The organism is Pseudoduganella sp. R-43 (assembly GCF_049913255.1).
Classification (GTDB): Bacteria; Pseudomonadota; Gammaproteobacteria; order Burkholderiales; family Burkholderiaceae_D; genus Rugamonas.
Genome location: NZ_CP183988.1, coordinates 248009 through 272565, shown reverse-complemented (window position 1 = coordinate 272565; position 24557 = coordinate 248009). Strand labels below are relative to the sequence as shown.

The 24557-nt window shown below is 63.1% G+C and carries 29 protein-coding genes and 1 tRNA gene; 10 read left to right on the top strand and 20 right to left on the bottom strand.

Translation table 11 applies throughout. The features are described from left to right. Positions 1-15 precede the first annotated feature (15 nt). Positions 16-567, top strand: coding sequence for a YdeI/OmpD-associated family protein (locus ACN9M3_RS01235; RefSeq protein WP_426320024.1), 552 nt, complete (start codon positions 16-18; stop codon positions 565-567). Here ACN9M3_RS01235 and ACN9M3_RS01230 read toward each other — a convergent pair. Continuing rightward, on the bottom strand, positions 564-1424 hold the full coding sequence (locus ACN9M3_RS01230) for a CHAD domain-containing protein (RefSeq protein ID WP_426320022.1): 861 nt from the start codon (positions 1422-1424) through the stop codon (positions 564-566). The genes ACN9M3_RS01235 and ACN9M3_RS01230 overlap by 4 nt on opposite strands. A gap of 41 nt (positions 1425-1465) precedes the next feature. On the opposite strand from ACN9M3_RS01230, the gene ACN9M3_RS01225 reads away from it, so the two are divergent. Then, entirely contained in the window at positions 1466-2128 is a 663-nt protein-coding gene (locus ACN9M3_RS01225; RefSeq protein WP_426166779.1) for a uracil-DNA glycosylase, read from the top strand. Here the strand turns inward: ACN9M3_RS01225 and ACN9M3_RS01220 are convergent. Next, positions 2115-2840 carry an alpha/beta hydrolase gene (locus tag ACN9M3_RS01220; RefSeq protein WP_426166777.1) on the bottom strand — a complete coding sequence of 242 codons (726 nt, stop codon included), beginning with the start codon at positions 2838-2840 and terminating at the stop codon, positions 2115-2117. The genes ACN9M3_RS01225 and ACN9M3_RS01220 overlap by 14 nt on opposite strands. After that, on the bottom strand, positions 2837-3094 hold the full coding sequence (locus ACN9M3_RS01215) for a DUF6966 domain-containing protein (RefSeq protein WP_426320020.1): 258 nt from the start codon (positions 3092-3094) through the stop codon (positions 2837-2839). The genes ACN9M3_RS01220 and ACN9M3_RS01215 overlap by 4 nt, the downstream gene beginning before the upstream one ends. A 152-nt stretch (positions 3095-3246) precedes the next feature. Between ACN9M3_RS01215 and ACN9M3_RS01210 the strand changes: the two genes are divergently transcribed. Then, positions 3247-3663 (top strand): PaaI family thioesterase, encoded by a 417-nt coding sequence (locus tag ACN9M3_RS01210; RefSeq protein ID WP_426320018.1) that lies wholly within the window; start codon positions 3247-3249, stop codon positions 3661-3663. 77 nt (positions 3664-3740) lie between these two features. Further along, a complete protein-coding gene (locus tag ACN9M3_RS01205) occupies positions 3741-4397 on the top strand; it encodes a hypothetical protein (protein WP_426320016.1) in 657 nt (218 codons plus the stop codon). Position 4398: 1 nt separating this feature from the next. Here ACN9M3_RS01205 and ACN9M3_RS01200 read toward each other — a convergent pair whose 3' ends face one another. The 5 genes from ACN9M3_RS01200 to ACN9M3_RS01180 are packed head-to-tail and all read right to left on the bottom strand — an operon-like array spanning position 4399 to position 7871. Further along, entirely contained in the window at positions 4399-4911 is a 513-nt protein-coding gene (locus ACN9M3_RS01200; protein ID WP_426166769.1) for a TlpA disulfide reductase family protein, read from the bottom strand. 9 nt (positions 4912-4920) lie between these two features. Then, entirely contained in the window at positions 4921-5550 is a 630-nt protein-coding gene (locus tag ACN9M3_RS01195; protein ID WP_426320014.1) for a BON domain-containing protein, read from the bottom strand. Continuing rightward, positions 5543-6139 carry a phosphoheptose isomerase gene (locus tag ACN9M3_RS01190; RefSeq protein ID WP_426166765.1) on the bottom strand — a complete coding sequence of 199 codons (597 nt, stop codon included), beginning with the start codon at positions 6137-6139 and terminating at the stop codon, positions 5543-5545. The genes ACN9M3_RS01195 and ACN9M3_RS01190 overlap by 8 nt, the downstream gene beginning before the upstream one ends. A gap of 58 nt (positions 6140-6197) precedes the next feature. Next, positions 6198-6554 carry a YraN family protein gene (locus ACN9M3_RS01185; RefSeq protein ID WP_426320012.1) on the bottom strand — a complete coding sequence of 119 codons (357 nt, stop codon included), beginning with the start codon at positions 6552-6554 and terminating at the stop codon, positions 6198-6200. A gap of 9 nt (positions 6555-6563) precedes the next feature. Beyond that, positions 6564-7871 carry a penicillin-binding protein activator gene (locus tag ACN9M3_RS01180; protein ID WP_426166761.1) on the bottom strand — a complete coding sequence of 436 codons (1308 nt, stop codon included), beginning with the start codon at positions 7869-7871 and terminating at the stop codon, positions 6564-6566. 10 nt (positions 7872-7881) lie between these two features. Between ACN9M3_RS01180 and rsmI the strand changes: the two genes are divergently transcribed. Beyond that, positions 7882-8784, top strand: a complete 903-nt coding sequence (rsmI, locus tag ACN9M3_RS01175; RefSeq protein ID WP_426166759.1) for a 16S rRNA (cytidine(1402)-2'-O)-methyltransferase — start codon at positions 7882-7884, stop codon at positions 8782-8784. A gap of 29 nt (positions 8785-8813) precedes the next feature. On the opposite strand, the gene ACN9M3_RS01170 is transcribed toward rsmI, so the two are convergent. Next, positions 8814-9374: a hypothetical protein gene (locus ACN9M3_RS01170; protein ID WP_426166757.1), complete on the bottom strand. Its 561-nt coding sequence runs from the start codon at positions 9372-9374 to the stop codon at positions 8814-8816. Between the two features lie 68 nt (positions 9375-9442). On the opposite strand from ACN9M3_RS01170, the gene ACN9M3_RS01165 reads away from it, so the two are divergent. Further along, positions 9443-9519, top strand: a tRNA-Pro gene (locus ACN9M3_RS01165). A 63-nt stretch (positions 9520-9582) separates the two neighbouring features. Further along, positions 9583-10284, top strand: coding sequence for a CPCC family cysteine-rich protein (locus ACN9M3_RS01160; protein WP_426166755.1), 702 nt, complete (start codon positions 9583-9585; stop codon positions 10282-10284). 186 nt (positions 10285-10470) lie between these two features. Here the strand turns inward: ACN9M3_RS01160 and ACN9M3_RS01155 are convergent, their stop codons facing one another. From ACN9M3_RS01155 to ACN9M3_RS01110, 10 genes are read right to left on the bottom strand one after another with little or no spacing between them, the layout of a single operon-like run. Then, entirely contained in the window at positions 10471-11379 is a 909-nt protein-coding gene (locus tag ACN9M3_RS01155) for a hydroxymethylglutaryl-CoA lyase (protein ID WP_426166753.1), read from the bottom strand. A 1-nt stretch (position 11380) separates the two neighbouring features. Continuing rightward, positions 11381-12316, bottom strand: coding sequence for a 2-hydroxyacid dehydrogenase (locus ACN9M3_RS01150; protein WP_426166751.1), 936 nt, complete (start codon positions 12314-12316; stop codon positions 11381-11383). Positions 12317-12326: 10 nt separating this feature from the next. Further along, positions 12327-14357, bottom strand: a complete 2031-nt coding sequence (locus ACN9M3_RS01145) for an acetyl/propionyl/methylcrotonyl-CoA carboxylase subunit alpha (RefSeq protein WP_426166749.1) — start codon at positions 14355-14357, stop codon at positions 12327-12329. Positions 14358-14388: 31 nt separating this feature from the next. After that, positions 14389-15429, bottom strand: a complete 1041-nt coding sequence (gene bioB / locus ACN9M3_RS01140; RefSeq protein ID WP_130316548.1) for a biotin synthase BioB — start codon at positions 15427-15429, stop codon at positions 14389-14391. 12 nt (positions 15430-15441) lie between these two features. Then, a complete protein-coding gene (gene bioD, locus ACN9M3_RS01135; protein ID WP_426166747.1) occupies positions 15442-16209 on the bottom strand; it encodes a dethiobiotin synthase in 768 nt (255 codons plus the stop codon). 1 nt (position 16210) lies between these two features. Continuing rightward, positions 16211-17395: an 8-amino-7-oxononanoate synthase gene (bioF, locus tag ACN9M3_RS01130; protein ID WP_426166745.1), complete on the bottom strand. Its 1185-nt coding sequence runs from the start codon at positions 17393-17395 to the stop codon at positions 16211-16213. Between the two features lie 2 nt (positions 17396-17397). After that, a complete protein-coding gene (gene bioA / locus ACN9M3_RS01125; RefSeq protein WP_426166743.1) occupies positions 17398-18726 on the bottom strand; it encodes an adenosylmethionine--8-amino-7-oxononanoate transaminase in 1329 nt (442 codons plus the stop codon). A 12-nt stretch (positions 18727-18738) separates the two neighbouring features. Continuing rightward, positions 18739-19524: an enoyl-CoA hydratase/isomerase family protein gene (locus tag ACN9M3_RS01120; protein WP_426320007.1), complete on the bottom strand. Its 786-nt coding sequence runs from the start codon at positions 19522-19524 to the stop codon at positions 18739-18741. A 10-nt stretch (positions 19525-19534) separates the two neighbouring features. Further along, positions 19535-21142, bottom strand: coding sequence for a carboxyl transferase domain-containing protein (locus ACN9M3_RS01115; RefSeq protein ID WP_426166739.1), 1608 nt, complete (start codon positions 21140-21142; stop codon positions 19535-19537). A gap of 15 nt (positions 21143-21157) precedes the next feature. Further along, the gene (locus tag ACN9M3_RS01110) at positions 21158-21586 is read right to left on the bottom strand and encodes a YchJ family protein (RefSeq protein WP_426166737.1); all 429 of its coding nucleotides are present in this window, start codon (positions 21584-21586) and stop codon (positions 21158-21160) included. 94 nt (positions 21587-21680) lie between these two features. Here ACN9M3_RS01110 and ACN9M3_RS01105 point away from each other — a divergent pair, with 94 nt between their 5' ends. The 3 genes from ACN9M3_RS01105 (at position 21681) to ACN9M3_RS01095 (ending at position 23286) form a co-directional block, all read left to right on the top strand. Further along, positions 21681-22151 carry a hypothetical protein gene (locus ACN9M3_RS01105; protein WP_426166735.1) on the top strand — a complete coding sequence of 157 codons (471 nt, stop codon included), beginning with the start codon at positions 21681-21683 and terminating at the stop codon, positions 22149-22151. A gap of 136 nt (positions 22152-22287) precedes the next feature. Next, the gene (locus ACN9M3_RS01100) at positions 22288-22719 is read left to right on the top strand and encodes a PEP-CTERM sorting domain-containing protein (protein ID WP_426320004.1); all 432 of its coding nucleotides are present in this window, start codon (positions 22288-22290) and stop codon (positions 22717-22719) included. 27 nt (positions 22720-22746) lie between these two features. Next, on the top strand, positions 22747-23286 hold the full coding sequence (locus ACN9M3_RS01095) for an RNA 2'-phosphotransferase (RefSeq protein ID WP_426320002.1): 540 nt from the start codon (positions 22747-22749) through the stop codon (positions 23284-23286). Here ACN9M3_RS01095 and ACN9M3_RS01090 read toward each other — a convergent pair. Continuing rightward, positions 23283-24536, bottom strand: a complete 1254-nt coding sequence (locus tag ACN9M3_RS01090) for a D-amino acid dehydrogenase (RefSeq protein WP_426166729.1) — start codon at positions 24534-24536, stop codon at positions 23283-23285. The two genes, ACN9M3_RS01095 and ACN9M3_RS01090, sit on opposite strands and share 4 nt — an antisense overlap. Positions 24537-24557: the final 21 nt, after the last annotated feature.

The window sequence follows — 24557 nt, the reverse complement described above, 5'->3', positions numbered from 1 at the left end:
CAACGGGAGGCAAGAATGGCTGAGCATAAATGGCACGAGGAATTCGAAGCACTGCGCAAGATCGTTCTCTCCACGCATTTGGCCGAGGAGACGAAATGGGGATGCGCGTGCTTTACCTACAATGACCAGAACGTGGTCCTGATCCACGGTTTCAAGGAATACTGCGCGCTTCTGTTCTTCAAGGGCTCCCTGATGCAGGATCCGGAAAACATCCTGGTGCAGCAGACTGCCAACGTTCAAGCAGGGCGCCAGCTCCGCTTCACCGGCCTCGCCGACATCAAGCGGCAGGCAAAAATCATCAAGGCCTACGTCGAAGAAGCGATCGAGCTGGAAAAGTCGGGCGCCAAGGTCGAATTCCGCAAGACCGAAGACTTCCCGATGGCCGACGAATTCCTGCAAAAGCTCGACGAGCATCCAGCACTGGCGGAAGCCTTCTACGGCCTGACGCCGGGCCGCCAGCGCGGCTACCTGCTGCACTTCTCCTCCGCCAAGCAATCCAAGACCCGCCAGTCGCGCGTCGAGAAATGCATGCCGCAGATCCTGGCCGGCAAAGGCCTGGACGACTAGAGTTTGCGGCGGGCGAAACGCAAGGCCTTCGGCATCTCATGCTCCTGCCGCTCCGCCAGCAAGCCCTCCAGGAACGACAGTTCGGCCGCATGCCTGGGCAAGTGATCCTGCAGGGTGCGCAGCAGGTCGCGTGCAACACGGCCGTCGTTCAGCTTGCCCAGCAATTCCTGCGCGTCGGACAGTACCTGCGCGCGTGCATTCATGTTGAAGAACTCGCGCATATAGCGCTCCTTCTTCACTGCGATGCGCAGCCGGTGCAAGCTGCTGGGCTGCGCTGCGTCAAGCCGGCGGATGCGCTTCCTGACCCGCTCGCGCGCCTGCCGCAGCAAGGACCGCGCCACCTTGCGCGCATCCTTGTCCCAAGGCTGTATGCGAGCCGGATCACGCCACAGGCGTTCCCCGCTCCATAGTGCCAGTTCGTCCATGAGCGCCTTGCAGCGTGCACCATGCAGCAAATGCTGGATGTGGGCGCGCTGCTTCGCAGCCAGCTCGCGCGCCATCGCCTCCACCGGTTCGGACGAACCGCCAAGGCTGGGCAAGGTCGACTCAAGGAAGACGTCCCAGTTGCGCGCCCGGCCCAGCTCAACGCCAAACCAGCGCAGTTTGCCAGCGGTCCCCTCCGGCAAAGGATCCCAGGACTTTGCCGCCGACAGGAGCGCGCGCAATCGCCGGACGCCGACCCGCATCTGGTGCAGGCTTTCGACGTCCCCCGCCAGCACGCCCGGCAAGTTGCCACGGACCTGCGCCAGGCAATTCCGGGTGATTGCCTCGAACGCCTCGCCAAACCGCGCAGTGCGCCGGATATTGACCGGTGCTGCAGCCACGGCATGGGCAAACAGGTTCGGATGCGATTCCATTGCGCCAGTATAGGCCTGCCGCAGGATGATAAGATTTCGATATGACCGTCCGCATTGAACCAAGCTGGAAAGCCCAACTGGAAGAAGAATTCGCGCAGCCTTACTGGCAATCGCTAACCAGTTTCGTACGTACCGAATACGCCGAGCGCCAATGCTTCCCCGCCGGCCGCAATATTTTCCGCGCATTCGACCTGACGCCGTTCGACGACGTGAAAGTGGTGATCCTCGGCCAGGACCCTTACCACACGCCCGGCGCCGCCATGGGCTTCTGCTTCTCCGTCCCCGACGGCAATCGCCCGCAACCGAGCCTGCAGAACATCTTCCAGGAACTGCAAACCGACCTGGGTGTGGCGCGCCAGCGCACCGACTTGTCCGACTGGGCTGGCCAAGGCGTGTTTCTCTTGAACTGCGTGCTGACAGTGCGCGCCCGCGAAGCAGGCTCGCACGCCGGCAAGGGCTGGGAAAATTTCACCGACAGCGCCATCAAGCGCCTGTCGGCCGGCCGCGACGGCCTGGTCTTCATCCTGTGGGGCAGCTATGCCATCGCCAAGCGCGCCCTGATCGACCCGCGCAAGCACCTGGTCATCACCTCGCCCCACCCTTCGCCCTTCTCAGCGCATAAGGGTTTCTTCGGCAGCCGCCCCTTCTCGCGCGCCAACGCTTACCTGGCGCAGCAAGGCAAAGACCCCATCAACTGGGCTTGAGAGCAGCAAGCAGCGCTTGCACGACGACCGCCTGCTGCGCCTCCCGGCTGATCGCCGCCTCGCCATCGAGCAACTGGTGGCCGTAATGTCCAAACTGCGAATGGTTGCCGCCCTTGATTTCCACCCAGCGCGTTTGCGCCGGCAGCAGCGGCTTGTTATGCATCACGTCGCCGATGCGCGCCACGCCATCGTTGGACGCAAAGACCTTCGTAACGGGAAAAGGCAGTTTGGAGAGATCCTCCTGCTTGGGATGGGTGGTGCCAACCAGGACCAACGCGGCCGGGAGCGCCGGCTCCTGGTAGGCCAGCCGGGCCGCCAGCGCGGCGCCCAGCGAATGGCCGGAGATAGTCCAGCGCCGGACATCGGCATGGGCCGCCATGGCCCGATGCGCCCTCGCCAAAGCCTCATCCTTGCTGCTGTCGAGCGGGGCGAAGCGCAACGGCAGCTTGATGATCACAACGGGATAGCCGGCATCGGCAACCTGGCGCAGCATCGGGACATAGGCCTCCGCCGCGACGCCCGAGCCGCAAAAGAATAGCAATCCAGACGTGGCGCCCGAAGCGCGCGGCGGGAGGCTAAGGGATTCTTCGGCATCGACGCTGCCGCGCAGCAGCGCCGGATCGACGCCGCGCGTCCGGAACGAGTTGGCCAGCCAGCCCGTCGAAACCAGGGCCCAGGCCAGGAACAGCAGGCGGACAGTCCTGCGCTTCAATGCGTGGTGTGCTTGCCGTAGCAGAGGGTGTAGAGCTGGGTGCGCAGGTCGCTGAATTCTTCATCAAGCTGAAGATCGCTGATCGAGCCGGCGCCGCCGAAATAATGCAGGATCTCGCCCTTGGCGGCCGAGCAATCGAAGGCGCTCAGCGTGCGGGCGCGGTGCAGCAGGCGGGCCCAATCTTCCTGGTGGCCCTGCGTCAGCTTCACTTCCATGCGCTGCACGATGGCAGACAGTTGCTCTCGTTCGTTCATAGGTCATTCTCCGTAAGTTAATCGGTTGAATCCACCTTTTGAGCTTCTGGTCTTGCCTGCAGACCGGGCCCTTGTGGGGCAGGTCGCGCATGCGTAAGCATACCCTGTTTCCGGCTGCTATGATCCTTTATCTGTAAACGGAGACAAGCCTGATGAAGTTCGACCTCGAAAAACTCAACCAACTCACTCACAACAACCTGACCGGCCACCTTGGCGTGCGCGTCACCGGCGCCGCGGAAGGCGAATTGCAGGCGGAAATCGACATCGTCCAGCACCACCTTGCGCCGAACGGCTACCTGCATGCCGGCACGGTCGTCACCCTGGCCGACACAGCCTGCGGCTTCGGCTGCATCGCCAACCTGCCGGAAGGCGCCCAGAATTTCACCACGATCGAACTGAAGTCGAACCACCTCGGCACCGCGCGCGAAGGTACGATCGCCGTCTCCGCCCGCATGGTGCACGGCGGCCGCACCACGCAGGTGTGGGATGCAACGGTGACCAACAAGGCGACCGGCAAAGCCATCGCCCTGTTCCGCTGCACGCAGATGATCCTCTACCCCAAAGCGTGATGTGACAATTCGAGAGAATGGCCCGGCTGGCGCTGCCTAAACTGAAATCTCACGGACCAAAACCTAGGGAGGCAGTCATGGCATGGATTCCGGCCAAATACAGCGATGTCAGGGCGCAAATGAAAGCTGGCGATGTCATTGCGTTTTCCGGCAAGGGCGATTTTTCGGAAGTGATCAAGTGGGCGACGAGGGCGCCCGTTTCGCACGTGGGCGTCATCCTGCAGACCAAGCTGCTGATCGACCAGGATGAACAACCCGGGATGTTCAACCAGGTGATCGAATCCACGACGCTGAATGGCTTTTCCGGCGTTTCCATCAGCCGGCTCAGCGACCGGGTCGAAACCTATGACGGCGAGATCTGGTGGCTTCCCATCGAAAAAGGATTGTGGGACAAGATGAACAAGAAGGCCTTTTACGACTTCCTCATCCACCAGAACCACAAGCCCTACGACATGCCGCAGGCGATCAAATCCGCCCTCGATGCCTTCGACAGCATCCCGGTTGCGGAAAAGCTCACGCATAACAAGGAAGACTTCGCGCGCTTCTTCTGCTCCGAGCTGGTCACCGGCAGCCTGGAGGCAGCCGGCGCGATTTCCTCCATCAATGCATCGGAAGTGACGCCGATCGACCTGTGCTCATTCCGCCTGTATGAGAGCGACTATTACCAGCTGAAAGGCGGGAAGAAGGAGATCCGGGCCTACAACTCGCTGGACCCCAGCGGCTGGGGCGAGTAATTCAACCCTTCAGGGCTTTTTCGAGCAGCGCGTGGAGGGCCGGGAATTCCGGCTTGCCCACATAGCGCTTGATGATGTTGCCGTCCTTGTCGATGACGAAGGTCGTCGGCGTCATGGAGACGTCGCCATAGGCCTTGGCGGCGTCGCCGGTCACGTCCAGCGCCACTTTAAAAGGCAGTTGGCGGGTTTCGGTGAAGTTGACCACGTAGTTGGGCGCGTCGTACTTCATCGCCACGGCGACGAATTCCAGGCCTTGGCCCTTGTACTTGTTGTACGTTTCGACCATTTCGGGCATCTCGGCCACGCAGGTGGTGCACGAGGTGGCCCAGAAATTCACCATCACCACTTTGCCTTTCAGGCTCTCGGGCGTGATCTTTTCCCCTTTGATGCCGAGGAAGGTCACCGCAGGCGCGGATTGGCGCTTGTTCAGCGACTGGTATGTCGTGAAGCCGATGCCGGCAATGACGGCAAGCGCAATTGCCGGTTTAACCCATGCCCTGGAGCCCGTACTCATGATATGTCTTTAGCCTTGGGAAGCCTGCTGGGACGGCTGGTACTGCTTGACGTCTTCATCGGTGATGTACTCGAACACTTTAACGACCTTGGTCACGCCGGCCACGCCGCGCGCGATGTCGGCCGCCTGCGCGCCTTCACGCTGGGTCACGCGGCCCATCAGGAACACGGCGCCCTTCTCGGTGACGACCTTGAAGGAATTGGCCGAGATATCCTTGGCATCGGCCAGGCTCAGTTTGACCTTGGAGGTGATCAGCGCATCGTTGGAACGCGAGGTGTAGCTGGAGGAGAAGCCTACTTCCAGTTCATTGGTCACGTTCTGCACGCCGTCGATGGCGCGCACTTCGCGCTCCACCTTGGCCTTGGTCTCGTCGTCAGGCACTTCGCCGGTCAGCAGCACGCGGCGGTTAAAGCTGTTCACGTTGACGTGGGCGCTCTTGCCGGCGATGTTAGGCATCTTCACCTCGGCCTTGACCACGATCGACTTGTCCTCGGTCTGCGCGCCCAGTGTGCGGCGATCCGACGCCGCCAGGGTGCCGGCAACCGCGCCGCCGACCAGGATCGGGGCGCAAGCGGACAGGGTGGTGCTCGCCAGGACCGCGGCCATCACGGCCAGCGAAAGTGGACGGGCTTTATTCATTTACATCTCCTCCGAACAGTGCAACGTCGATGCCGTCGCACATGCAGTGAATGGTCAACAGGTGGATTTCCTGGATACGGGCGGTGCGATCGGCCGGTACGCAGATATGCACGTCGGCATCGGTCAGCATCTTGCCGATCGCGCCGCCGCCCTTGCCGGTCAGTGCCACTACGCGCATCTCGCGTTCCAGCGCCGCTTCGATTGCCGCCATCACGTTGGCCGAATTGCCCGATGTGGAAATCGCCAGCAGGATGTCGCCAGCCTGGCCATACGCCTGCACCTGCTTGGAAAAGATCTCGCGGTAGCTGTAGTCGTTGGCCACTGCGGTCAGGATCGAGGTGTCGGTTGCCAGCGAAATTGCCGGCAGCGGGAAGCGTTCACGCTCGAAACGGCCCACCAGTTCCGCGGCGAAGTGCTGGGCGTCAGCCGCCGAGCCGCCATTGCCGCAGGCCAGGATCTTGTTGCCGTTCGAGAGGGCAGAGAACATCAGTTCCACCGCCTGCGCGATAGGCTGCGCCAGGACGGTTGCGGACTGGATCTTGAGTTCGGCACTTTCGTGGAAGTGCGAGAGGATGCGTTGATTGGTCATAGTGTGCGTAATTATAGTGCAGTGGCTTGGCGGGCCTCACAAGCGCTGTTAAAAATGCTTACATTTGATCAATGATAGCGTTGCGCAGCCAACTAATGCGTTCCCCGTCGATGGCCACCACGTCGATGCGGCATGGTGGCATTTTGGCAAAACGCAGCAGGTAAAACTTGGCGGCACGCAGCACGCGGCGCTGCTTTGCGGGAGAAATACTGGCGGCTGCGCCGCCAAAATGGGGGCTATTGCGCTCCCGGACTTCGACAAACACCAGGTGCTCGCCATCGCGCATGACCAGGTCCAGCTCCCCCGTCTTGCACAGGAAATTGCGCTCCACCAGCGTCAGCCCCTGCTGCTGCAGGAAAGCCAGGGCGCGCTCTTCGCCGCCCCGGCCGATTTCCTGCAGTTCGGTGCGGGGCACGCGTTTTCCTTACTGGGCGACCGGTACCGGCACGCCGTTGTGGTACTCGGCCGGCACCTCGAGCCGCTCGAACCAGGACGGCCCGTTGCCGAAATCGATGGTCAGCTGGCCGGTCACGCCATCAAGCTGGAAGCGGCGCTGCGGCTGGATCGCAATTTCGCGGGCGATGCGGAAGGCATCGATCCCCAGCGCATACACGCGCTCCATGTCGGCGCTGATGCGCGCCTCGTCGCGCGGCACCGGCTGCGGATAGGTCATCACCGCCGGATGGTCGCGCTGCACCAGCCATGGCAGGTCGAGCAGCCGCACGCCGTCCAGTTCAGGACCGGCGCGGTACATGGTGCGGCCAGGATTCAGGGAAGAAGTGCCATACAAGGGGAGCTCGCCCAGCGGCGGCGCCGACAACGCGATCTTGAGCTGGCGCAGCTGGTCCGGGTCCAGCGCCGCGAACAGCACGCCGGCCGGCTCGCTTTGCAGGCGGCCGCGCAAGGCCACCAGTTCCGAGTCTTGCAGGTAGCCGTTGAGTGGAGTCAGGTCAACGTTGCGCGGGCGCAGGCCCAGGCGCTGCAATTGCGCGCTCATGGCGCCGGCAATGCGCTTCTGCCAGGATGAGTTGCCGGAAATGACCAGCGCCCTGGCGGAAGGATTTTCGCGCGCGCCCCACTCGGCCACCTGGCGTGCCTCATCCTCGATGGACAGGCCGATCGTCAGCATTTGCGGCGGAACCTGGGGATCGCCGCGCAACTCGGGGTGGTTCAGCGCGATGGTCGGCTTTTCCACCAGCGGGCCGGCAGCAATGGCGGTCACGGCGGAACGGGCCAGCGGGCCGACCACCATATCGTTCTTTTCCTGGGCCGTGACGTAAGCAGACAGCACTTCCTGCGGCGAATCGCCGGTTTCCACAACATTGACTTCAAAGCCGTGGCTGTCGCGCTCCAGCGCCGCCATGAAACCGGCGCGCAAGGCATCGGCAGCACGGCCCAGGGACTCCGAGCGCAGCGGCAGCAGCAGGGCAATGCGGTAAGCGCGCTTGCCATCGGCATTTTCTGCCGGCCGAGGGACGACCTGCATGAAGCTCGGCGGCCGCGCCGCATCTTCCGGCGACGGCACGGCGAAGGTTTCGACCACGACCTCCGGTTCAGGCGGCGGCGCCGGCGGTTTTGGCCGCGGCGCCTTGGCAACGGCAGGCGGCGCACTTGTCACCGAAGTGATTGGCGCGCACAATCCCCCGGGCGCGTCGCACGGCGTGCTACAAGCGCTGGCCAGCATGGCCGTGGCAACGCCAAGTATCAGCGTTTTGATATTTTTAGACAGCATCCTTCCCCCAATGACAGCACAAGATTCCAGCTCTCTCGCCAGTTTACCAATCCTCGGCGAGACCGCCCACCAAAATTATCCTACGGCAACTTTATACGTGGTGGCCACACCAATTGGCAACGTGACTGACATTAGCCTGCGTGCTTTACATGTGCTGTCGCTGGTCGACGCTGTTGCGTGTGAAGATACGCGCAACACGGCCCAGCTGATGAATCGCTTCGGCCTGCACAAGCCCTTGATTGCAGCTCATATGCACAACGAGCGTCAAGCGGCCGAAGGCCTGATCGGCCGCCTGCAGGCTGGCGAACGCATTGCCCTGGTGTCCGACGCCGGCACGCCCGCCGTTTCCGACCCCGGCGCCCGCATCGTGGACGCCGTGCGCGCCGCCGGCCTGCGCGTGATTCCTTTGCCGGGCGCCTCGGCCGCCGTGGCTGCGTTGTCGGCCAGCGGCCTGGTCAACGACCAATTCCACTTTGTTGGCTTTTTGCCATCGAAGGCCAAGCAGCGCGAGACCGTGCTGCAAGGGCTGGTGTCCGCGCCGGCGACGCTGGTGTTCTACGAAGCCCCGCACCGGATTGTCGAGTGTGCCCAGGCGCTGTGCGACGCCTTCGGCGCCGAGCGCCAGGTCGTCTTCGCCCGCGAAGTCACCAAGCTGTTCGAGCAGATCCACCGCTGCCCGCTGGGCGAAGCGGTCAGCTGGCTGAAAACCGACGCCAACCATGAAAAAGGGGAATTCGTGGTCCTGGTCGAAGGCGCCCCGCCAGCCGAAGAAGGCCACGACGCCGAAACCGACCGCATCCTGGCAATCCTGCTCGCCGAGTTGCCGGTTAAACAAGCAGCCGCCCTCGCCGCCCAGATCACCGGCAAAAAGAAGAACGCCCTCTACGACCGCGCGCTCGAGCTCAAGCAGTAAAAATAAATGGGGTACGTCCCCATTGATTTTTACCATTTGCAGCCGCTGTCTTTCTTATCCATCATCAGGTAGAGCGGGGCGAGCAGGCCGCCGGGGATGCCGTCCTTGCAATTGGGCCGGGCGGCGTTCTGGATTTGCCGGGCCAGCTTCTCGTCCCGGGTTTCGCGCATCTTGAGCGGGGCACTTTCCAGCTCGCCTGCGATGTCGCGCGCGGCGGCTTTCGCGGTTTCGCGGTCGAAGTGCGGCGCTGCCCCCGGCTCGGCGGGACTCAGCACCAGCGTGGATGTGCGGGCTGGCTGGATTGCCAGCTCGGATTCTTCCTTGACAGCGTTCTTGCGCGGCTCTGCACGACGCGGCTGGCGGCGCGGCTCGGCGGCTGCAACGCGCTCCGGTTTGCTCTGCGCCTCCGGCTTCGGTTCCGGTGGCTCAGGTGGCGCAACTATCCTTACTTCCACCTTCGTCAGCCAGGTGCGGGAGTCAGCCACATTGCGCGGTTCGGGCAGCCGCACAAAGATCACCGCTGCCAGGTGCAGTAGCAAAGAAATAACGATACCGGCCACTATACGCCATCTCGGCGTTCGATAAGGCATCAAAATTCTCCAACTTTTAAATCTGGGGGTTGACGGCCCCCTGCCCAGCTTGTATTATCTTGCTTCTTCGGAGTGTAGCGCAGCCCGGTAGCGCATCTGCTTTGGGAGCAGAGGGTCCAAGGTTCGAATCCTTGTACTCCGACCAAGTTTCAGAAAAAAGACCTGCATTCGTGCAGGTCTTTTTTTTTTCTGCATTAGGATCAGAGCCATGTACACCTGCCCTTGCTGCGGATACGCCACCTTCGCCGGCGCGCCCGGCTCACTTGCAGCGTGCCCTGTCTGCGACTGGCACGACGACCTGCCGCAACTCTACTCCCCCTTCCTGGCAAGCGGCGCAAATGTGTACAGCCTGGCTGAAGCTCAAGTGCGATACGTGCAGTTCGGCGGCGCCACGACAGGCGCTGAACATGTTCGCGATCCGCACTGGTTCCCGTTGTGGCAGCAAAAGACCGATATCCCGGATGGACCGGCGCCGGAAAGCGCTACGACTTACGACTTGTACTACTGGCTGCGCACCCCGCGCGCTTCCGTGCCCGAGCAACCAGTCGGCCTGCGCCGCGTGCGCAACCGCATCATTGAATACCTGGAACTGGCCAGCTCTTTCGACGCACAACGCCAACTGCAAGCTTCCGCGCCGGCCATGTCGGCGGCGGACGAAGTCTTGAATCAATGGGAGGATTGGGTAACGCCAGACTGGAAGACGCATTTCACTGAACCGGTCTTCTCGGCGGAGGAGCGCAACGGCATCGCGCAGTTCGCGCGCACGTGGAGTGATATCGCGGCTGGAGCGCCGCATCCCCTGCCGCGGCTTGAAGCCTTGTTCGCAACGCCCAACTGGCAAGCGCTGCAGCGCGCAGCGGCCGCACTGCGGGAAGTGTTCCTGCAACGCGGCCGTTCGGATGAAAGCTGACCTATCTTCCCGGCAATTTCGCATAAGCTGCCTCGCAAGCAGCCTCGAGTACCTTCCGGCTTTGCTTGATCTCGGCGGCAACCTTGGCATTTGCTTCCTGCGGGGACACTGCGGCATGCGCAGGTGCGATGCCGGCGCCAAAAGCCATGCAGAGACCCCAAATCTTCAAGAGCCTGGCCATGCGCCTTACCCTGCGCGCTTGGCGGCAATGGCATTGCCCGCGCGGCTGGCGGCCTTGCGGCCCAGGAAGCTGGAGATGAACTGGCCGGCGTCGACCACCTTGTCCAGGTCCACGCCGGTCTCGATGCCGAGCCCATTCATCATGTAGATCACGTCCTCGGTGGCGACGTTGCCGGTAGCGCCCTTGGCATAGGGGCAGCCGCCCAGGCCGGATACGGAGGAGTGGAAAATCTCGATCCCCAGTTCCATCGAGGCGTAGATGTTCGCCAGCGCCTGGCCGTAGGTATCGTGGAAGTGGCCGGCCAGCGATTCGGCGCGGAACTCCTTGATCGCGCGCTCCATCACCGCCAGGGTCTTGCGCGGAGTCGACACGCCGATAGTGTCGGCAATATCGATCTCGTCGCAACCCAGGTCGCGCATGCGGCCCACAACATAGGCCACGGAATCCAGCGGCACCTCGCCCTGGTATGGGCAGCCAAACGCCGTGCTGACCGAGGCGCGCAGGCGCAGGCCGGCATCCTTGGCCGCTTTGGCGACCGGTACGAAGCGTTCGATCGATTCTGCGATCGAGCAGTTGATGTTCTTCTGCGAGAATGCTTCAGACGCTGCGCCGAAAATCACGACTTCATTGGTGCCCGCCGCCAGCGCGGCTTCAAAGCCCTGCATATTCGGCGTCAGCGCGGAGTAGATCACGCCCGGCTTGCGGGTGATGCCCGCCATGACTTCTTTCGAAGTCGCCATCTGCGGCACCCACTTCGGCGACACGAAGGATGCCGCTTCGATATTCGGGAAGCCTGCTTCCGTCAGGCGGTTCACCAGCTCGATCTTCACCTCGGCCGGGACGTCGCCCTTTTCATTCTGCAGCCCGTCGCGCGGGCCCACTTCAACAATCTTGACCTTCTTTGGCAAACTCATTTCAGTATCCCTTTGTGCGATTGATGACATCGGCGACCTCTTCGCCGCGTGCGTGCTGGCGCATCTTGCCGGCCATCTGCTCCACGCTTTCGCGGCGCAACGTCAGCGCGGAAATATGCGGCGTGATCGTAATGCGCGGCTCCTGCCAGAACGGATGCTGCGCCGGCAGCGGCTCGTTGCGGAACACGTCCAGCATGGCGCCCGCGATATGGCCGGACTTGATCAGCGATAGCAGGTCCGGTTCGGAAATATGCGCACCGCGCCCAACGTTGATGAGGTAGGCGCCCTGCGGCAGCTTCATCATGTTCGCGCGGTTGAGGATGTGGGTGGTCTCTTCCGTCAGCGGCAGCATGCACACCACCACGCGCGACGAGCCGAGGAAAGCGTCCAGCCCCTCATCGCCATGGAAGGATTCAACGCCAGCCAGCGATTTTGGCGACCGGCTCCAGGCGCGCAACGGAAACTCGAATGGACGCAAAGCCTCGATCACGCGCGATCCGAGCGCGCCAACGCCCATCACGCCCACCGAAAAATCGGCCTTGTCACGCGCTTCAAGTTGCAGCCAGGCGCCGGCGCGGGCCTGTGCCTCGTATTCGTCGAGCCGGCGGAAATAACGCAGCACGGCGTGCGTGACGTACTCCGCCATCTGGATGCCCATGCCCGCGTCATTCAGGCGCACGATCGGAATGTGCGGCGGAATCGCGTGCGAGTACTTCATGATCGCGTCAGCACCTGCGCCAGTCAGGAAAATCGCCTTCACGCGCGCCAGGTCGGCCAGCATGGATTGCGGCGGCGTCCACAGCACTGCGTAGTCACAGGCTGGAAGCTCGCCGATGCCTTCGCGCCATACGACCACTTCGGCCTCCGGCATGAATTCGGCGAAATCCTTGATCCACGGCGCGGTATTGCCATCCGCGCGATAAAGCAGGATGCGCATGCGCCTCTCCTTAAGCGGCGGTCTTGAAGGCCAGCAGCGGCGCGCCGTCTGCCACCTGGTCGCCCACCGCGTACAGGACCTCTTCGACCACGCCGTCATGCGGGGCGGAGATGGTGTGCTCCATCTTCATCGCTTCCATGATGACCAGCGCATCGCCCTTTTTCACTTCCTTGCCTTTTTCAGCCAGCACGGCAACCACCTTGCCCGGCATCGGTGCGGTCAGGCGGCCGCCTTCGGCTTCGGACTCGCCGGCGTGCGCCATCGGGTCGTTATAGTCCAGCACATAGTGGCCGCCGCCGGTGAACACGTGGAATACATCGCCATCGCGGCGCACGGTGCCATGCACCGAGGTTTCGCCTAGCTTGATGCTCAGGTCCACGCCGTCCTGCCTGAACAGCGACAGGTCGACTTCCAGGCCTTTGATCTCGAAGCGCCAGCCGTGCGGCAAATAGGTCAGCATCGGCGCGTACTGCTTGCCATGTTCGTCGCTGAAAGCCAGCTTGCGGGCGTAATGGAAGTTCATGCGCCAGCCCAGCGCCTGGCCCCACGGATCGCCTTTGTTGGCGCCCGATTGCGCGGCCGACTTTTCCTTCTCTTCTTCGATCAGCGACACCGCGGCCAGCGCGACGGCAGCAACCGGAATCGAACGCGCCGGAGGGAACAGCGCATCGTGGTTGCGTTCGATCAGGCCGGTATCCAGGTCTGCGTTGGCGAAGGCGTCGCCTTCCACCAGGCGTTTCAGGAAGGCGATATTGGTCGCCAGGCCGACGATCTGGTATTGCGACAGTGCTTGCGCCATGCGGGCCAGCGCCTGCTTGCGGTCTGCGCCCCACACGATCAGCTTCGCGATCATCGGATCGTAGAAAGGCGAAATGGCATCGTTCTCGCGCACGCCGGAATCGATACGCACGGCAGCCGGATGGCCGGGCACGCCCCCCAGCTCGAAGTTGGCCGCGGCTGGCGTTTCCAGGTGGCGCAGCGTGCCGATCGACGGCAGGAAGCCTTTCTCCGGATTCTCGGCATAGATACGCGCTTCGATCGAGTGGCCGTTGATGGTCAGTTCTTCCTGCTTCTTCGGCAGGGTTTCGCCGGCGGCGACGCGGATCTGCCATTCCACCAGGTCGGTGCCGGTGATCATTTCTGTCACCGGGTGCTCAACTTGCAGGCGGGTGTTCATCTCCATGAAGTAGAAGCTGCCGTCCTGGTTGGCGATGAATTCCACCGTACCGGCGCCAACGTAACCCACGGCGCGCGCGGCGGCAACGGCAGCTTCACCCATTGCTGCGCGGCGCTCGGCGCTCATGCCCGGTGCAGGCGCTTCCTCCAGCACTTTCTGGTGGCGGCGCTGTACGGAGCAGTCACGCTCGAACAGGTAGATGCAGTTGCCGTGGGTATCGGCGAACACCTGGATTTCGATGTGGCGCGGACGCTGCAGGTATTTCTCGGCCAGCACCTTGTCGTCGCCGAAGGAGCTGATCGCTTCGCGCTTGCAGGACGCCAGCGCATCCTTGAACGCTTCCGACGATTCGACCACGCGCATGCCCTTGCCGCCGCCGCCGGCCGAAGCCTTCAGCAGCACAGGGTAGCCGATGCGGTCGGCCTGTTCCTGCAGGAAGCCTGCATCCTGATTGTCGCCGTGGTAGCCCGGCACCAGTGGCACATTGGCTTTTTCCATCAGCTGCTTGGCAGCCGACTTCGAGCCCATGGCGCGCATGGCGGAAGCCGGCGGGCCGATGAAGGCCAGGCCCATTTCGGCGCAGGCATCCGCAAACTCGGCGTTCTCGGACAGGAAACCATAGCCCGGGTGGATCGCTTCCGCACCGGTGGCCAACGCCACGGCGATCAGCTTGTCGCCGCACAGGTAGGATTCCTTGGCGGCGGCGGGGCCGATGTTCACCGCTTCGTCGCAGACGGCGACGTGCTTGGCATTGGCGTCCGCGTCCGAATACACGGCGACGGTCTTGATGCCCAGGCGGCGTGCAGTTGCAGCGACGCGGCAAGCGATCTCGCCACGGTTGGCAATCAGGATTTTTTTGAACATGTCTCTCTCTACTCTTTTTTGAATTTTTTTCTTAGCAGCCGCAGGCTTCTTTTTGTACAGAGTCCAGGACGGCGCCGCGGGTCGGCAAGCCCAGTTTTGCCAGCAATGCGCGGTCGTCGTTGGCTTCCGGATTGTCGGTGGTCAGCAGCTTGTCGCCGTAGAAGATCGAGTTGGCGCCGGCCATGAAGCACATGGCCTGCACGGCTTCGCCCAGCTCGCGGCGGCCGGCGGACAGGCGCACGCGCGCTTTCGGCATTGTGATGCGGGCGACGGCGATGGTGCGTACGAATTCCAGCGGGTCCAGCTTGTCCAGGCCGTGCAGCGGAGTGCCTTCCACCTGCACCAGGTGGTTGACCGGTACCGATTCAGGGTATGGATTCAGGTTGGCCAGTTGGGCGATCAGGCCGGCGCGCTGTTCGCGCGTTTCGCCCATGCCCACGATGCCGCCGCAGCAAACCTTCAGGCCGGCGTTGCGCACGTGGCCCAGGGTGTCCAGGCGGTCCTGGTACTGGCGGGTGGAGATCACGTTGTCGTAGAAGTCCGGCGAAGTGTCCAGGTTGTGGTTGTAGTAGTCCAGGCCGGCGTCCTTCAGGCGCTGCGCCTGCTCGGCTTCCAGCATGCCCAGGGTGGCGCAGGTTTCCAGGCCCATCGCCTTGACTTCGCGCACCATGGTTTCGACCTTTTCCATGTCGCGCTCTTTCGGGCTGCGCCATGCGGCGCCCATGCAGAAACGGGTCGCGCCGTTGTCCTTTGCCTGCTTGGCGGCATCCAGCACGGTGTCCAGGTCCAGGATCTTTTTGGCTTCGACGCCGGTGTCGTAGCGTGCGGCCTGCGGGCAGTAGCCGCAATCCTCTTCGCAGCCGCCGGTCTTGATCGAGAGCAGGGTCGCCAGTTCGACGTCGCCGTCCGGCCAGTGGGCGCGGTGGGCTTCCTGTGCGCGGAACATCAACTCGTTGAATGGCAGCTCGTACAGGGCCATCACGTCTTCCAGGGGCCAGGTAGCGGCTTCCGGCAGCTTGATGGCGGCGGTTGGACGGTGCAGTTGGACGGCTTTAGGTTCTTGCAGGGACATGTTCTTCCTCTCTTACGTGGTGCGGCGGCCCGGCCAGTTTGGCAGGGACGTGAAGTTCAGGTATTCGGCAGCAGCGGCGGCAGTCGGCTTTGCCAGTCGCGGGATGCGGCCGAGCAGCGGCGCCGGAATGCGCGCTGCCAGTGCGGCGATATTCTCGTCCGCGAAATTCATTTCAAATTCCAGGGTGTTGGCGACCCAGCCGGCCAGCTTCAGGCCACGTGACTCGATCGCTTCCACGGTCAGCAGCGCGTGGTTGATGCAGCCCAGGCGCAGGCCCACCACCAGCACGACCGGCAGCGCAAGCTGCTGGGCCAGGTCGGCGGTGTCGAAATCGTCGGTCAGCGGCACGCGGAAACCGCCCACGCCTTCCACCACGATGGCGTCCGTTGCGGCAGCGACTTCCACGTAGGCGGCCAGGATCGGCACCGGATCGATTTCAACACCTTCCAGGGCGGCGGCGATATGCGGTGCAGCCGGCTCTTTCAGCATGAAGGGAGTGGTCAGCGCCTGCGGCAAGTGCACATTGCTCGCTTCGATCAGCTGGTCGGCGTCGTCGTTGTGCAACTGGCCGTTCTTCATCACCGCACCGGCGGCGACGGGTTTCATGCCGCAGGCGCGCGCTCCATTGCGCACCAGGGAATACAGCATGGCGGAAGACGTCAGGGTCTTGCCAATTTCGGTGTCGGTGCCTGCCACGAAGCAGGCGAAGCGCGGCGGCAGGCCATCGGCGGCCGCTGCGGCTTGGGGTGCAGGAGCGATGACAGGGTCTTCAAGCGCCATATCAGGTCCTTTCTAATTCGTTAATTGCGTCTGCCAGGCGGCGCACGTCGTCGGCGGTGTGGCCGGCGGACAGCGTGACACGCAGGCGCGCAGTACCTGCTGGCACCGTTGGCGGGCGAATGCCGCCCACCCAGATGCCTTGCTCGTACAGCGCGGCGGACATGCGCATGGTTTCTTCGTTCTCGCCAATGATGATTGGCTGGATTGCCGTTTTCGACGGCAGCAGTTGCCAGCGCTTCAAGTGCAGGCTGTCCTGCAATTGTGCCACCAGCGCTTGCAGGTGAGCGCGGCGCTCGCGGCCTTCGTCACCGCAGATGATGTCCAGGCTGGCTTGCAGCGCGTGAGCCAATGCGGGCGGCGCAGCGGTGGTGAAAATGTAAGGACGGGCACGCTGGATCAGCGTTTCCACCACGGTACGGTGCGCCGCAACGAAGGCGCCGCCCACGCCGGCAGCCTTGCCCAGGGTGCCGACATAGACCAGGTAAGGCGAGCGCATGGCGTAGTGCTCCAATGCGCCGCGGCCATTCTCGCCCAGCGTGCCGAAGCCGTGGGCGTCGTCCACCACCAGCCAGGCCTTGTGACGTTCACACAGGGCCAGCAGCGCCGGCAGGTCGGCCAGGTCGCCATCCATGCTGAACACGGCGTCCGTCACCACGATCTTGTTGCTGGCGGTGCTGGCGGACAGGAGTTCTCCCAGCGCGGCCACGTCGGCGTGCGGGTAGACGGAAACCTTGGTGCGTGCCAGGCGGGCGCCGTCGATCAGGGATGCGTGGTTGAGTGCTTCACTGAAGATTTCAGTGTCCTTGTCGCCGGCTGCGAGGCCGGTCACCACGGCCAGGTTGGCCATGTAGCCGGTGCAGAAATACAGCGCCTGCGCCTCAACCAGGTGCGGCGACAGGAATTCTGCGAGGCGTTGCTCCAGCAAGGTGTGCGCGCGGCTATGGCCGCTGACCAGGTGCGCGGCGCCGCTGCCGGCGCCATACAGTTCAATCCCCTGGTGCATCGCTTCGGCCACGCGCGGATGCGCTGCCAGGCCGAGGTAGTCATTGCTGCAGAAGGCCAGCAGTTCACGGCCGTCGACCATCATGCGCGGCGCGCAGGCCGTTTCGACCGAGCGCCGTTTGCGGATCAGGCTTTTGTCATCCAGCGCTTGCAATTGCTGGTCGAGTTTTGCGAGCAGTTCCATGATCAGCCCACCCGCGTTTTCTCGAACACCGACAAGGTGCGCGCAGCCAGTCCATCGATTTCCTCATCGCTGAGGATATACGGCGGCATCAGGTACACGGTATTGCCGATGGGGCGCAGCAGCAGTTCCTGCCTCGTGCCCTCGGTGAAGAAGCGGCGCGAGAAGCCCGGCGTAGCGCCGACGGCATCAAAGGCCCAGATCATGCCGCGGTTGCGGAAGTTCTCGGTGTGCTCGTGGTTGGCCAGCGGCGCCAGCGCCTCGGTCAGCTTGCGCGAGCGCGCCTTGTTCGCTTCCAGCACATGGTCTTCAGCAAAGATGTCCAGCGTGGCCAAGGCCGCGCGGCAGGCCAGCGGGTTGCCGGTGTACGAGTGCGAGTGCAGGAAGCCGCGCGTGACGTCGGCATCGTAGAACGCTTGGTAGATCTCGTCGCGCGACAGCACGATGGACAGCGGCAGGTAGCCGCCGCTGATGCCCTTCGACAGGCACAGGAAGTCAGGCCAGATGCCGGCCTGTTCGCAGGCGAAGAAGGTGCCGGTGCGGCCGCAGCCGACGGCGATTTCGTCCAGGATCAGGTGCACGCCGTGCTTGTCGCACAGCTCGCGCACCAGTTTCAGGTAGAGCGGGTCGTGCATCGCCATGCCGGTGGCGCACTGCACCAGCGGTTCGATGATGATGGCGGCGATCTTGCCGGCGCGTTCGGTGAACATGCGTTCGACATCGGCCGCGGCGCGGCGTGCCACGTCGGCCGCCGTTTCGCCTTCTGCCGCTTGGCGCGAGTCGGGCGACATCACGGTCTGCGTGGCGCGCAGCAGCGGGCCGTAAGCATCCTTGAACAGCGCCACGTCGGTCACGGCCAGCGCGCCGATCGTCTCGCCGTGGTAGCTGCCCTTCAGGCAAACGAATTCCTGCTTGTCGCCCTGGCCCATATTGCGCCAGGCGTGGAAGCTCATTTTCAACGCGATTTCGACCGCCGACGCGCCGTCCGACGCGTAGAAGGCGTGGCCCAGCTGGTGCTGGGTCAGCGCCGCCAGGCGTTCGCTGAGCTGGATCACCGGCTCGTGGGTGAAGCCGGCCAGCATCGCATGCTCCAGCATGTCGAGCTGTTCGCGCAGCGCCGCGTTGATGCGCGGGTTGGCATGGCCGAACAGGTTCACCCACCAGGAGCTGATCGCATCCAGGTAGCGGTTGCCTTGATGGTCATACAGCCACACGCCGCGGCCATGGCTGACCGGGATCAGCGGGACCGTTTCATGGTGCTGCATCTGGGTGCACGGGTGCCAGACTGACTTCAGGCTACGTGCTACCCAATCGCTTTGTTGGTTTGCTTCCAAAAACTGCTCCGTTCAATTCAGCCAGCCCGGCTTGCGCTTCTCCAGGAAGGAAGTCACGCCTTCGCGGCCCTGCTCGGAAGCGCGGATGTGGGCGATGCGTTGGGCCGTATCGGCCAGCAGTGCATCGTTCACCGGCTTGCCGGCGATGTCGCGCACCAGCACTTTGGCTTCCTTCACTGCATTCGGGCTGTTGGTCACCAGCGCCTTCAGCACTTCCGCCATTTTGGCGTCCAGTGCGTCGGCGGCGACCAGTTCGTGCACCATGCCGATGCGGTGGGCTTCGGCGGCGCTGAAACGTTCGGCGGTGAGGAAATAGCGGCGCGAAGCCTGCTCACCCATCGCCTTGATCACATACGGCGAAATGGTCGCGGGGATCAGACCCAGTTTCACTTCGCTCAGGCAGAAATTCGCTTCCGGCACGGCGACAATGATGTCGCAGGCGGAGACGAGACCCATGCCGCCCGCATAGCAATCGCCATGCACGCGCGCGACGGTCGGTTTCGGGCACAGGTAGATAGTGCGCAGCATTTGCGCCAGCTGCATGGCGTCGGCCTCATTCTCCTCGTGGGTGTAATGGGCCATCTTCTTCATCCAGTTCAGGTCGCCGCCGGCGCAGAAGGCCGGGCCGTTACCCGCCAGCACAATGGCGCGCACGTTTTCGTTGCGGCCCAGCTCCGAGAAGGCGCGCGCCAGGTCGTTGATCGAATGCTCGTTGAAGGCATTGCGCACGTCAGGGCGGTTCAGGGTGACGGTGGCGATCTTGTCGTTGATGTCGACGGTCAGGGTTTCATAAGTCATCGCCATCTCCTTACATGCGGAACACGCCGAACTTGGTGTCCGGGATTGGCGCGTTGAGCGCGGCGGACAGGCCCAGGCCCAGCACCATGCGGGTGTCGGCCGGATCGATCACCCCGTCGTCCCACAGGCGCGCGGAGGCGTAGTAAGGATGGCCCTGCACTTCGTACTGTTCCTTGATCGGCTGCTTGAAGGCCGCTTCTTCCTCGGCGCTCCACTGGCCGCCCTTGGCTTCGATGCCGTCGCGCTTGACGGTGGCCAGCACGCCGGCTGCCTGCTCGCCGCCCATCACGGAGATGCGCGCGTTAGGCCACATCCACAGCATGCGTGGCGAGTAGGCGCGGCCGCACATGCCGTAGTTGCCGGCGCCGAAGGAGCCGCCGATGATCACGGTGAACTTCGGCACGGAAGCGGTAGCGACGGCGGTCACCATCTTGGCGCCGTTGCGGGCGATGCCTTCGTTTTCGTACTTGCGGCCGACCATGAAGCCGGTGATGTTCTGCAGGAAGACCAGCGGGATCTTGCGCTGGCAGCACAGTTCGATGAAGTGCGTGCCTTTCAGCGCGGACTCGGAAAACAGGATGCCGTTATTGGCGATGATGCCGACCTTCATGCCGTAGATGTGGGCGAAGCCGCACACCAGCGTGGTGCCGTAGCGGGCCTTGAACTCATCGAATTCGGAGCCGTCGACGATACGCGCGATCACTTCTCGGATATCGAAAGGCTTGCGGGTGTCGACAGGAATCACGCCGTACAGTTCTTCCGGCGCGTATTTCGGTTCCACCGCTTCGCGCAGCACGCCCTGTTGCGGCTTCTGGCGGTTCAGGTTCGACACGATTGTGCGCGCCATCGACAGCGCATGCATATCGTCCTTGGCCAGGTGATCGGCCACGCCGGACAGGCGGGTGTGCACGTCGCCGCCGCCCAGGTCTTCAGCGGAAACCACTTCACCGGTCGCCGCCTTCACCAGCGGAGGGCCGCCGAGGAAGATAGTGCCCTGTTCCTTCACGATGATCGATTCGTCCGACATGGCCGGCACGTAGGCGCCGCCGGCGGTGCAGGAACCCATCACCACGGCGATCTGCGGGATGCCCTTGGCCGACATATTGGCCTGGTTGAAGAAGATGCGGCCGAAGTGGTCGCGGTCCGGGAACACGTCGTCCTGGTTCGGCAGGTTGGCGCCGCCCGAATCCACCAGGTAGATGCACGGCAGGTTGTTCTGCTCGGCGATCTCCTGCGCGCGCAGGTGCTTCTTCACCGTCATCGGGTAGTAAGTACCGCCCTTCACAGTGGCGTCGTTACAGACGATCACGCATTCCTGGCCGTTTACTCGGCCGATGCCGGTGATCACGCCCGCTGCCGGAGCGGCGTTGTCGTACATATCGAAAGCAGCCAGCTGCGAGAATTCGAGGAAAGGCGTGCCGGGATCGAGCAGCATCTGTACGCGGTCGCGCGGCAGCAGCTTGCCGCGCGCCACATGCTTGGCGCAGGCCGCTTCTCCGCCGCCTTGCGCCGCTTTCGCGACCTTGGCGCGCAGGTCGTCGACCAGGGCTTGCATGGCGTCGGCGTTGGCTTTGAAGTCCTCGCTGCGCGGATTGAGTTTGCTTTCGATATGCGGCATTGTCGTCCTCTTCTCTTATTCTGGAAATTCGCCGTCGACGTAAAACCAGCGCAAGCCACCTTCGCGCGGTTCGCGCAGGAAGCGGCTCAGCTCATGCAGACGCTGGCCACGGCCATTCACGCGCAGGCGGGCGACGAACTCGACAAAATCCTCGTTCGGCTGGGCTTCTGCTTTACGTTGACGTAAACGTAAAGCAGATTTTACCTCAAGTCCCAGCCATTGGAGCTTTTCGTCCTTGTTAATAATCGGCTCGGTCGGACGGGTGCTTTCGTGCCAGGTCGACAACAAATACGGCTCGTTCTGCAGCGCATAGGCGGAATAACGGGAGCGCATCAGTTGCTCAGCCGTCTCCGGCAAGGCCTTTCCTTCGATAAAAGGGCCACAGCAAGTCGCAAAAGAAGGACCGCCGCATGGGCAGCCGACAGGGGTCTTGGATTTGGACATCCCGCCATTATCCGCCATAACAGCGGCTCGCGTGACTTCCCGAGGTCATGCGGGTTGGCACCACCATCCGGGCTGGAAAGCTATAATTGCCAGAATGAAAATCCATGCATCCTTATTCGCGCTGACCTTTGCGGTCGCAATGACTTCGCCGGCCCTGGCATGCCAGCCGCCACGCGACATGCCCAGTGATCCGGAAGCGGCGCGCGCTTATTGGGAGCGAGCCCAGACCCAGTGGGAAAAAAGGGTGATAGCTAGCGCCCCGACACTGGTGGTTGCGACGACCGCCGAAATCCCTGGCAGCCAGTTCCCTGAACCCGGTACGCGAGTGACCGTCAAAGTCGCGCCCATCAAGCTGTTGCGTGGTTTTTTCGAAAAGAATGAGGTTGGCGGCATGCTCAATCATTTTTGCGATGATTTCAAAGTATGGGTTACGCACGACAGGCCTTACCTCCTCGCGATGAACCAGGGGGCAATTCTGCTGGCCGTGCCTTTGAAACAGGGAGACGAGCAAGCCGGCGTACGGGACTTCTTCAAGCGCATCGACGAACCCAATCCCTGGGAATGAGCCGCGCGCCGCGTCGCAAAATTTTACGCATGGCCCGGTTCAACCAGCAACGAGCCGGATAATCAGCGACTTAGGTGCAGGTACGGTTGATGCTTCTTCAAGCTTGAAGTTTCGCCAACTCGTCATGGAGCGCAAAATGAAAGCTGAAGCCATGTTCAAGTCTTGCCTGCTGGCCTGCTCCATCCTGCCAGGCGGCCAGGCCCTAGCGGGTCCAACTGGATCGACGCAGTCCCCCTATACCGTCAACAGCATCGACTTCAGCTACATGAACTACAGCAGGCCCCCTGCATCCTACTTCAATCGCAGGCCACCGACGGAATTCGGCCGGACACCGGCGTTCAATGGCCTGCCGCCGCCCTTGCCTGCAGCAGGTCCGCCCGCCCGGGCGCCGGACGTGGCATTGCCGCTGACTCCTCCTGCACCCACCGGCTCACCGCCGCTTGTCGAGCCGCCGGTCCAGTTGCCAGTGGTGGCGGTTGTGCCTGAGCCAAGCACTTTCGCTTTGCTGGGCCTGGGCTTTGCCCTCCTCATTTTGCGCGAGAGAAAGGGGCGCCCAGCTGCACAGTAAAGAAAGCCGACAGTGGCAGGTGCTAATATGCCGGTCATGAACGAAGTCAGTCAAAGCAAGTTCCTGAGCCTGGTCTTGCGTCACAAACCGGAAGAAATCGGGCTCGTACTGGACCAGAATGGATGGGCATCGATCGACCAATTGATTGCCCTTGCCAACGCCTGCGGAACGAATTTGAGCCGCTCCCAGATCGAATTCATCGTTGAAAACAGCGATAAGAAGCGATTTGCGATCAGCGCGGATGGCACGAAAATCCGGGCCAACCAGGGCCATTCCGTTGATATCGCGCTCGAACTGCCGCCCCGGACGCCGCCGGAGCGCCTGTACCATGGCACTGCCACGCGTTTCCTTGATTCGATCCGCGAAAGCGGCCTGCATTCGGCCTCGCGCCAGCATGTGCACCTCTCGTCCGACCAGGGAACTGCCGAAAAAGTGGGCAGCCGGCATGGCAAGCCGGTCGTATTGACCGTGGAATCCGGCCAGATGGCGCGCGACGGCCACCTCTTCTACATCTCGGAAAACGGAGTCTGGCTGACCGAGGCCGTGCCTGCGAAATACCTGAACTAGACCTTGTAGGCCAGGCAGTCGAGCTCAAACGGCGGCTCCTTGCCCAGCATCAGTGTCGCCAGCAGGCTGGCGCTGCCGCAGGCGAAGGTGAAGCCCAGCGGGCCATGGCCGACGTTGAGCCACAGGTTGGGATAAGGCGTGGGCCCGATGATGGGGGCGCTGTTCGGCGTGGCGGGACGCAGGCCGGCCCAGGCCTCCGCCTTGTCGTAGTCGGCGGCATGCGGCATCGATTCGCGCGCCAGGCGGGACAGGCTGGCGATGCGGCGGCGGTCGATGCGCGTGCTTTCGCCCACCATGTCGACCATCGCGGCGATCCGCAATTGCTTGCCGATGCGGGCATACAGCGTCTTGCGCTCGAAATCGGTCACGCTGATATTGGGCGCCACGTGTTCGCTGCGGATCGGCGCCGTCAGGCTGTAGCCTTTCAGCGGATACATGGGCAGGTCGAGGTTGGCCGTGGCAGCCAGGTCGCGGCTCTGGATGCCGGCAGCGAGCACGTAATGGTCGGCAGTCAGCCAGCCGGCGTCGGTCTCGATTGCCGTCACCTTGCCGGCTTCAACGAAAATGGTGCGCGCTGCCGTGTGCATGCAGCGCTCGAAGCGCGGGTGGGCATAGATGCGTTTTTCCAGCGCCAGGCAGAAGGCATAGCAATCCGCCACGGCTTCGCCGGGATTGAAGATGCCGCCCGCCAGCCTGGGCGCCAGTTCGGCCAGCGCCGGCTCGATGCGGGCCGTATCGCGGCCCCAGAGCACGGCGCGGTTTTCGTCGTTATCGGGCTTGTCCAGCGCGGCCTTGAAGGCTTCTTCGCTGCGATAGACCACCAGCTTGCCGGCATTGCGCCAGTTGAATTCCCTCAGCGGCAATTTCAGTTCCAGCAGCGACAGGGACAGGCGGCTCAACTCGCCGAGCTGCAAAAGCTTGGCGGTGGTGCGGGCATTGGCGTCGGCCTTGCAGTTGCGCAGGAATTGCGCCATCCAGCGCCACTGGCGGTAATCGGCCTCGGGACGGAAACGAAACGGGCCGTCGCGCTCGAACAGCCATTGCAGGGCCTTTTTCGGCACGCCTTCGTCGGCCAGCGGCGAGACGTAACGATAGCTGAGCTGGCCGCCATTGCGGTAGCTGGCGGCGCTGGCAACGGTCGGGGCGCGTTCGAGCAGCGTCACGCGGAAGCCTGCTTCCAGCAGCCACCACGCTGACGCCAGGCCGACCACGCCTCCGCCAATCACCACCACTTGCCGTGCTCTCGCCATCCGATCCCCGAATTGTGTTGC

What these genes read in the sequence shown, in the direction of transcription:
- ACN9M3_RS01235 (WP_426320024.1), top strand. Translation starts at nt 16, where the DNA reads ATGGCTGAGCATAAATGGCACGAGGAATTCGAAGCACTGCGCAAGATC.
- ACN9M3_RS01230 (WP_426320022.1), bottom strand. Translation starts at nt 1,424, where the DNA reads ATGGAATCGCATCCGAACCTGTTTGCCCATGCCGTGGCTGCAGCACCG.
- ACN9M3_RS01225 (WP_426166779.1), top strand. Translation starts at nt 1,466, where the DNA reads ATGACCGTCCGCATTGAACCAAGCTGGAAAGCCCAACTGGAAGAAGAA.
- ACN9M3_RS01215 (WP_426320020.1), bottom strand. Translation starts at nt 3,094, where the DNA reads ATGAACGAACGAGAGCAACTGTCTGCCATCGTGCAGCGCATGGAAGTG.
- ACN9M3_RS01210 (WP_426320018.1), top strand. Translation starts at nt 3,247, where the DNA reads ATGAAGTTCGACCTCGAAAAACTCAACCAACTCACTCACAACAACCTG.
- ACN9M3_RS01205 (WP_426320016.1), top strand. Translation starts at nt 3,741, where the DNA reads ATGGCATGGATTCCGGCCAAATACAGCGATGTCAGGGCGCAAATGAAA.
- ACN9M3_RS01200 (WP_426166769.1), bottom strand. Translation starts at nt 4,911, where the DNA reads ATGAGTACGGGCTCCAGGGCATGGGTTAAACCGGCAATTGCGCTTGCC.
- ACN9M3_RS01195 (WP_426320014.1), bottom strand. Translation starts at nt 5,550, where the DNA reads ATGAATAAAGCCCGTCCACTTTCGCTGGCCGTGATGGCCGCGGTCCTG.
- ACN9M3_RS01190 (WP_426166765.1), bottom strand. Translation starts at nt 6,139, where the DNA reads ATGACCAATCAACGCATCCTCTCGCACTTCCACGAAAGTGCCGAACTC.
- ACN9M3_RS01180 (WP_426166761.1), bottom strand. Translation starts at nt 7,871, where the DNA reads ATGCTGTCTAAAAATATCAAAACGCTGATACTTGGCGTTGCCACGGCC.
- rsmI (WP_426166759.1), top strand. Translation starts at nt 7,882, where the DNA reads ATGACAGCACAAGATTCCAGCTCTCTCGCCAGTTTACCAATCCTCGGC.
- ACN9M3_RS01170 (WP_426166757.1), bottom strand. Translation starts at nt 9,374, where the DNA reads ATGCCTTATCGAACGCCGAGATGGCGTATAGTGGCCGGTATCGTTATT.
- ACN9M3_RS01160 (WP_426166755.1), top strand. Translation starts at nt 9,583, where the DNA reads ATGTACACCTGCCCTTGCTGCGGATACGCCACCTTCGCCGGCGCGCCC.
- ACN9M3_RS01155 (WP_426166753.1), bottom strand. Translation starts at nt 11,379, where the DNA reads ATGAGTTTGCCAAAGAAGGTCAAGATTGTTGAAGTGGGCCCGCGCGAC.
- ACN9M3_RS01150 (WP_426166751.1), bottom strand. Translation starts at nt 12,316, where the DNA reads ATGCGCATCCTGCTTTATCGCGCGGATGGCAATACCGCGCCGTGGATC.
- ACN9M3_RS01145 (WP_426166749.1), bottom strand. Translation starts at nt 14,357, where the DNA reads ATGTTCAAAAAAATCCTGATTGCCAACCGTGGCGAGATCGCTTGCCGC.
- bioB (WP_130316548.1), bottom strand. Translation starts at nt 15,429, where the DNA reads ATGTCCCTGCAAGAACCTAAAGCCGTCCAACTGCACCGTCCAACCGCC.
- bioD (WP_426166747.1), bottom strand. Translation starts at nt 16,209, where the DNA reads ATGGCGCTTGAAGACCCTGTCATCGCTCCTGCACCCCAAGCCGCAGCG.
- bioF (WP_426166745.1), bottom strand. Translation starts at nt 17,395, where the DNA reads ATGGAACTGCTCGCAAAACTCGACCAGCAATTGCAAGCGCTGGATGAC.
- ACN9M3_RS01120 (WP_426320007.1), bottom strand. Translation starts at nt 19,524, where the DNA reads ATGACTTATGAAACCCTGACCGTCGACATCAACGACAAGATCGCCACC.
- ACN9M3_RS01115 (WP_426166739.1), bottom strand. Translation starts at nt 21,142, where the DNA reads ATGCCGCATATCGAAAGCAAACTCAATCCGCGCAGCGAGGACTTCAAA.
- ACN9M3_RS01110 (WP_426166737.1), bottom strand. Translation starts at nt 21,586, where the DNA reads ATGTCCAAATCCAAGACCCCTGTCGGCTGCCCATGCGGCGGTCCTTCT.
- ACN9M3_RS01105 (WP_426166735.1), top strand. Translation starts at nt 21,681, where the DNA reads ATGAAAATCCATGCATCCTTATTCGCGCTGACCTTTGCGGTCGCAATG.
- ACN9M3_RS01100 (WP_426320004.1), top strand. Translation starts at nt 22,288, where the DNA reads ATGAAAGCTGAAGCCATGTTCAAGTCTTGCCTGCTGGCCTGCTCCATC.
- ACN9M3_RS01095 (WP_426320002.1), top strand. Translation starts at nt 22,747, where the DNA reads ATGCCGGTCATGAACGAAGTCAGTCAAAGCAAGTTCCTGAGCCTGGTC.
- ACN9M3_RS01090 (WP_426166729.1), bottom strand. Translation starts at nt 24,536, where the DNA reads ATGGCGAGAGCACGGCAAGTGGTGGTGATTGGCGGAGGCGTGGTCGGC.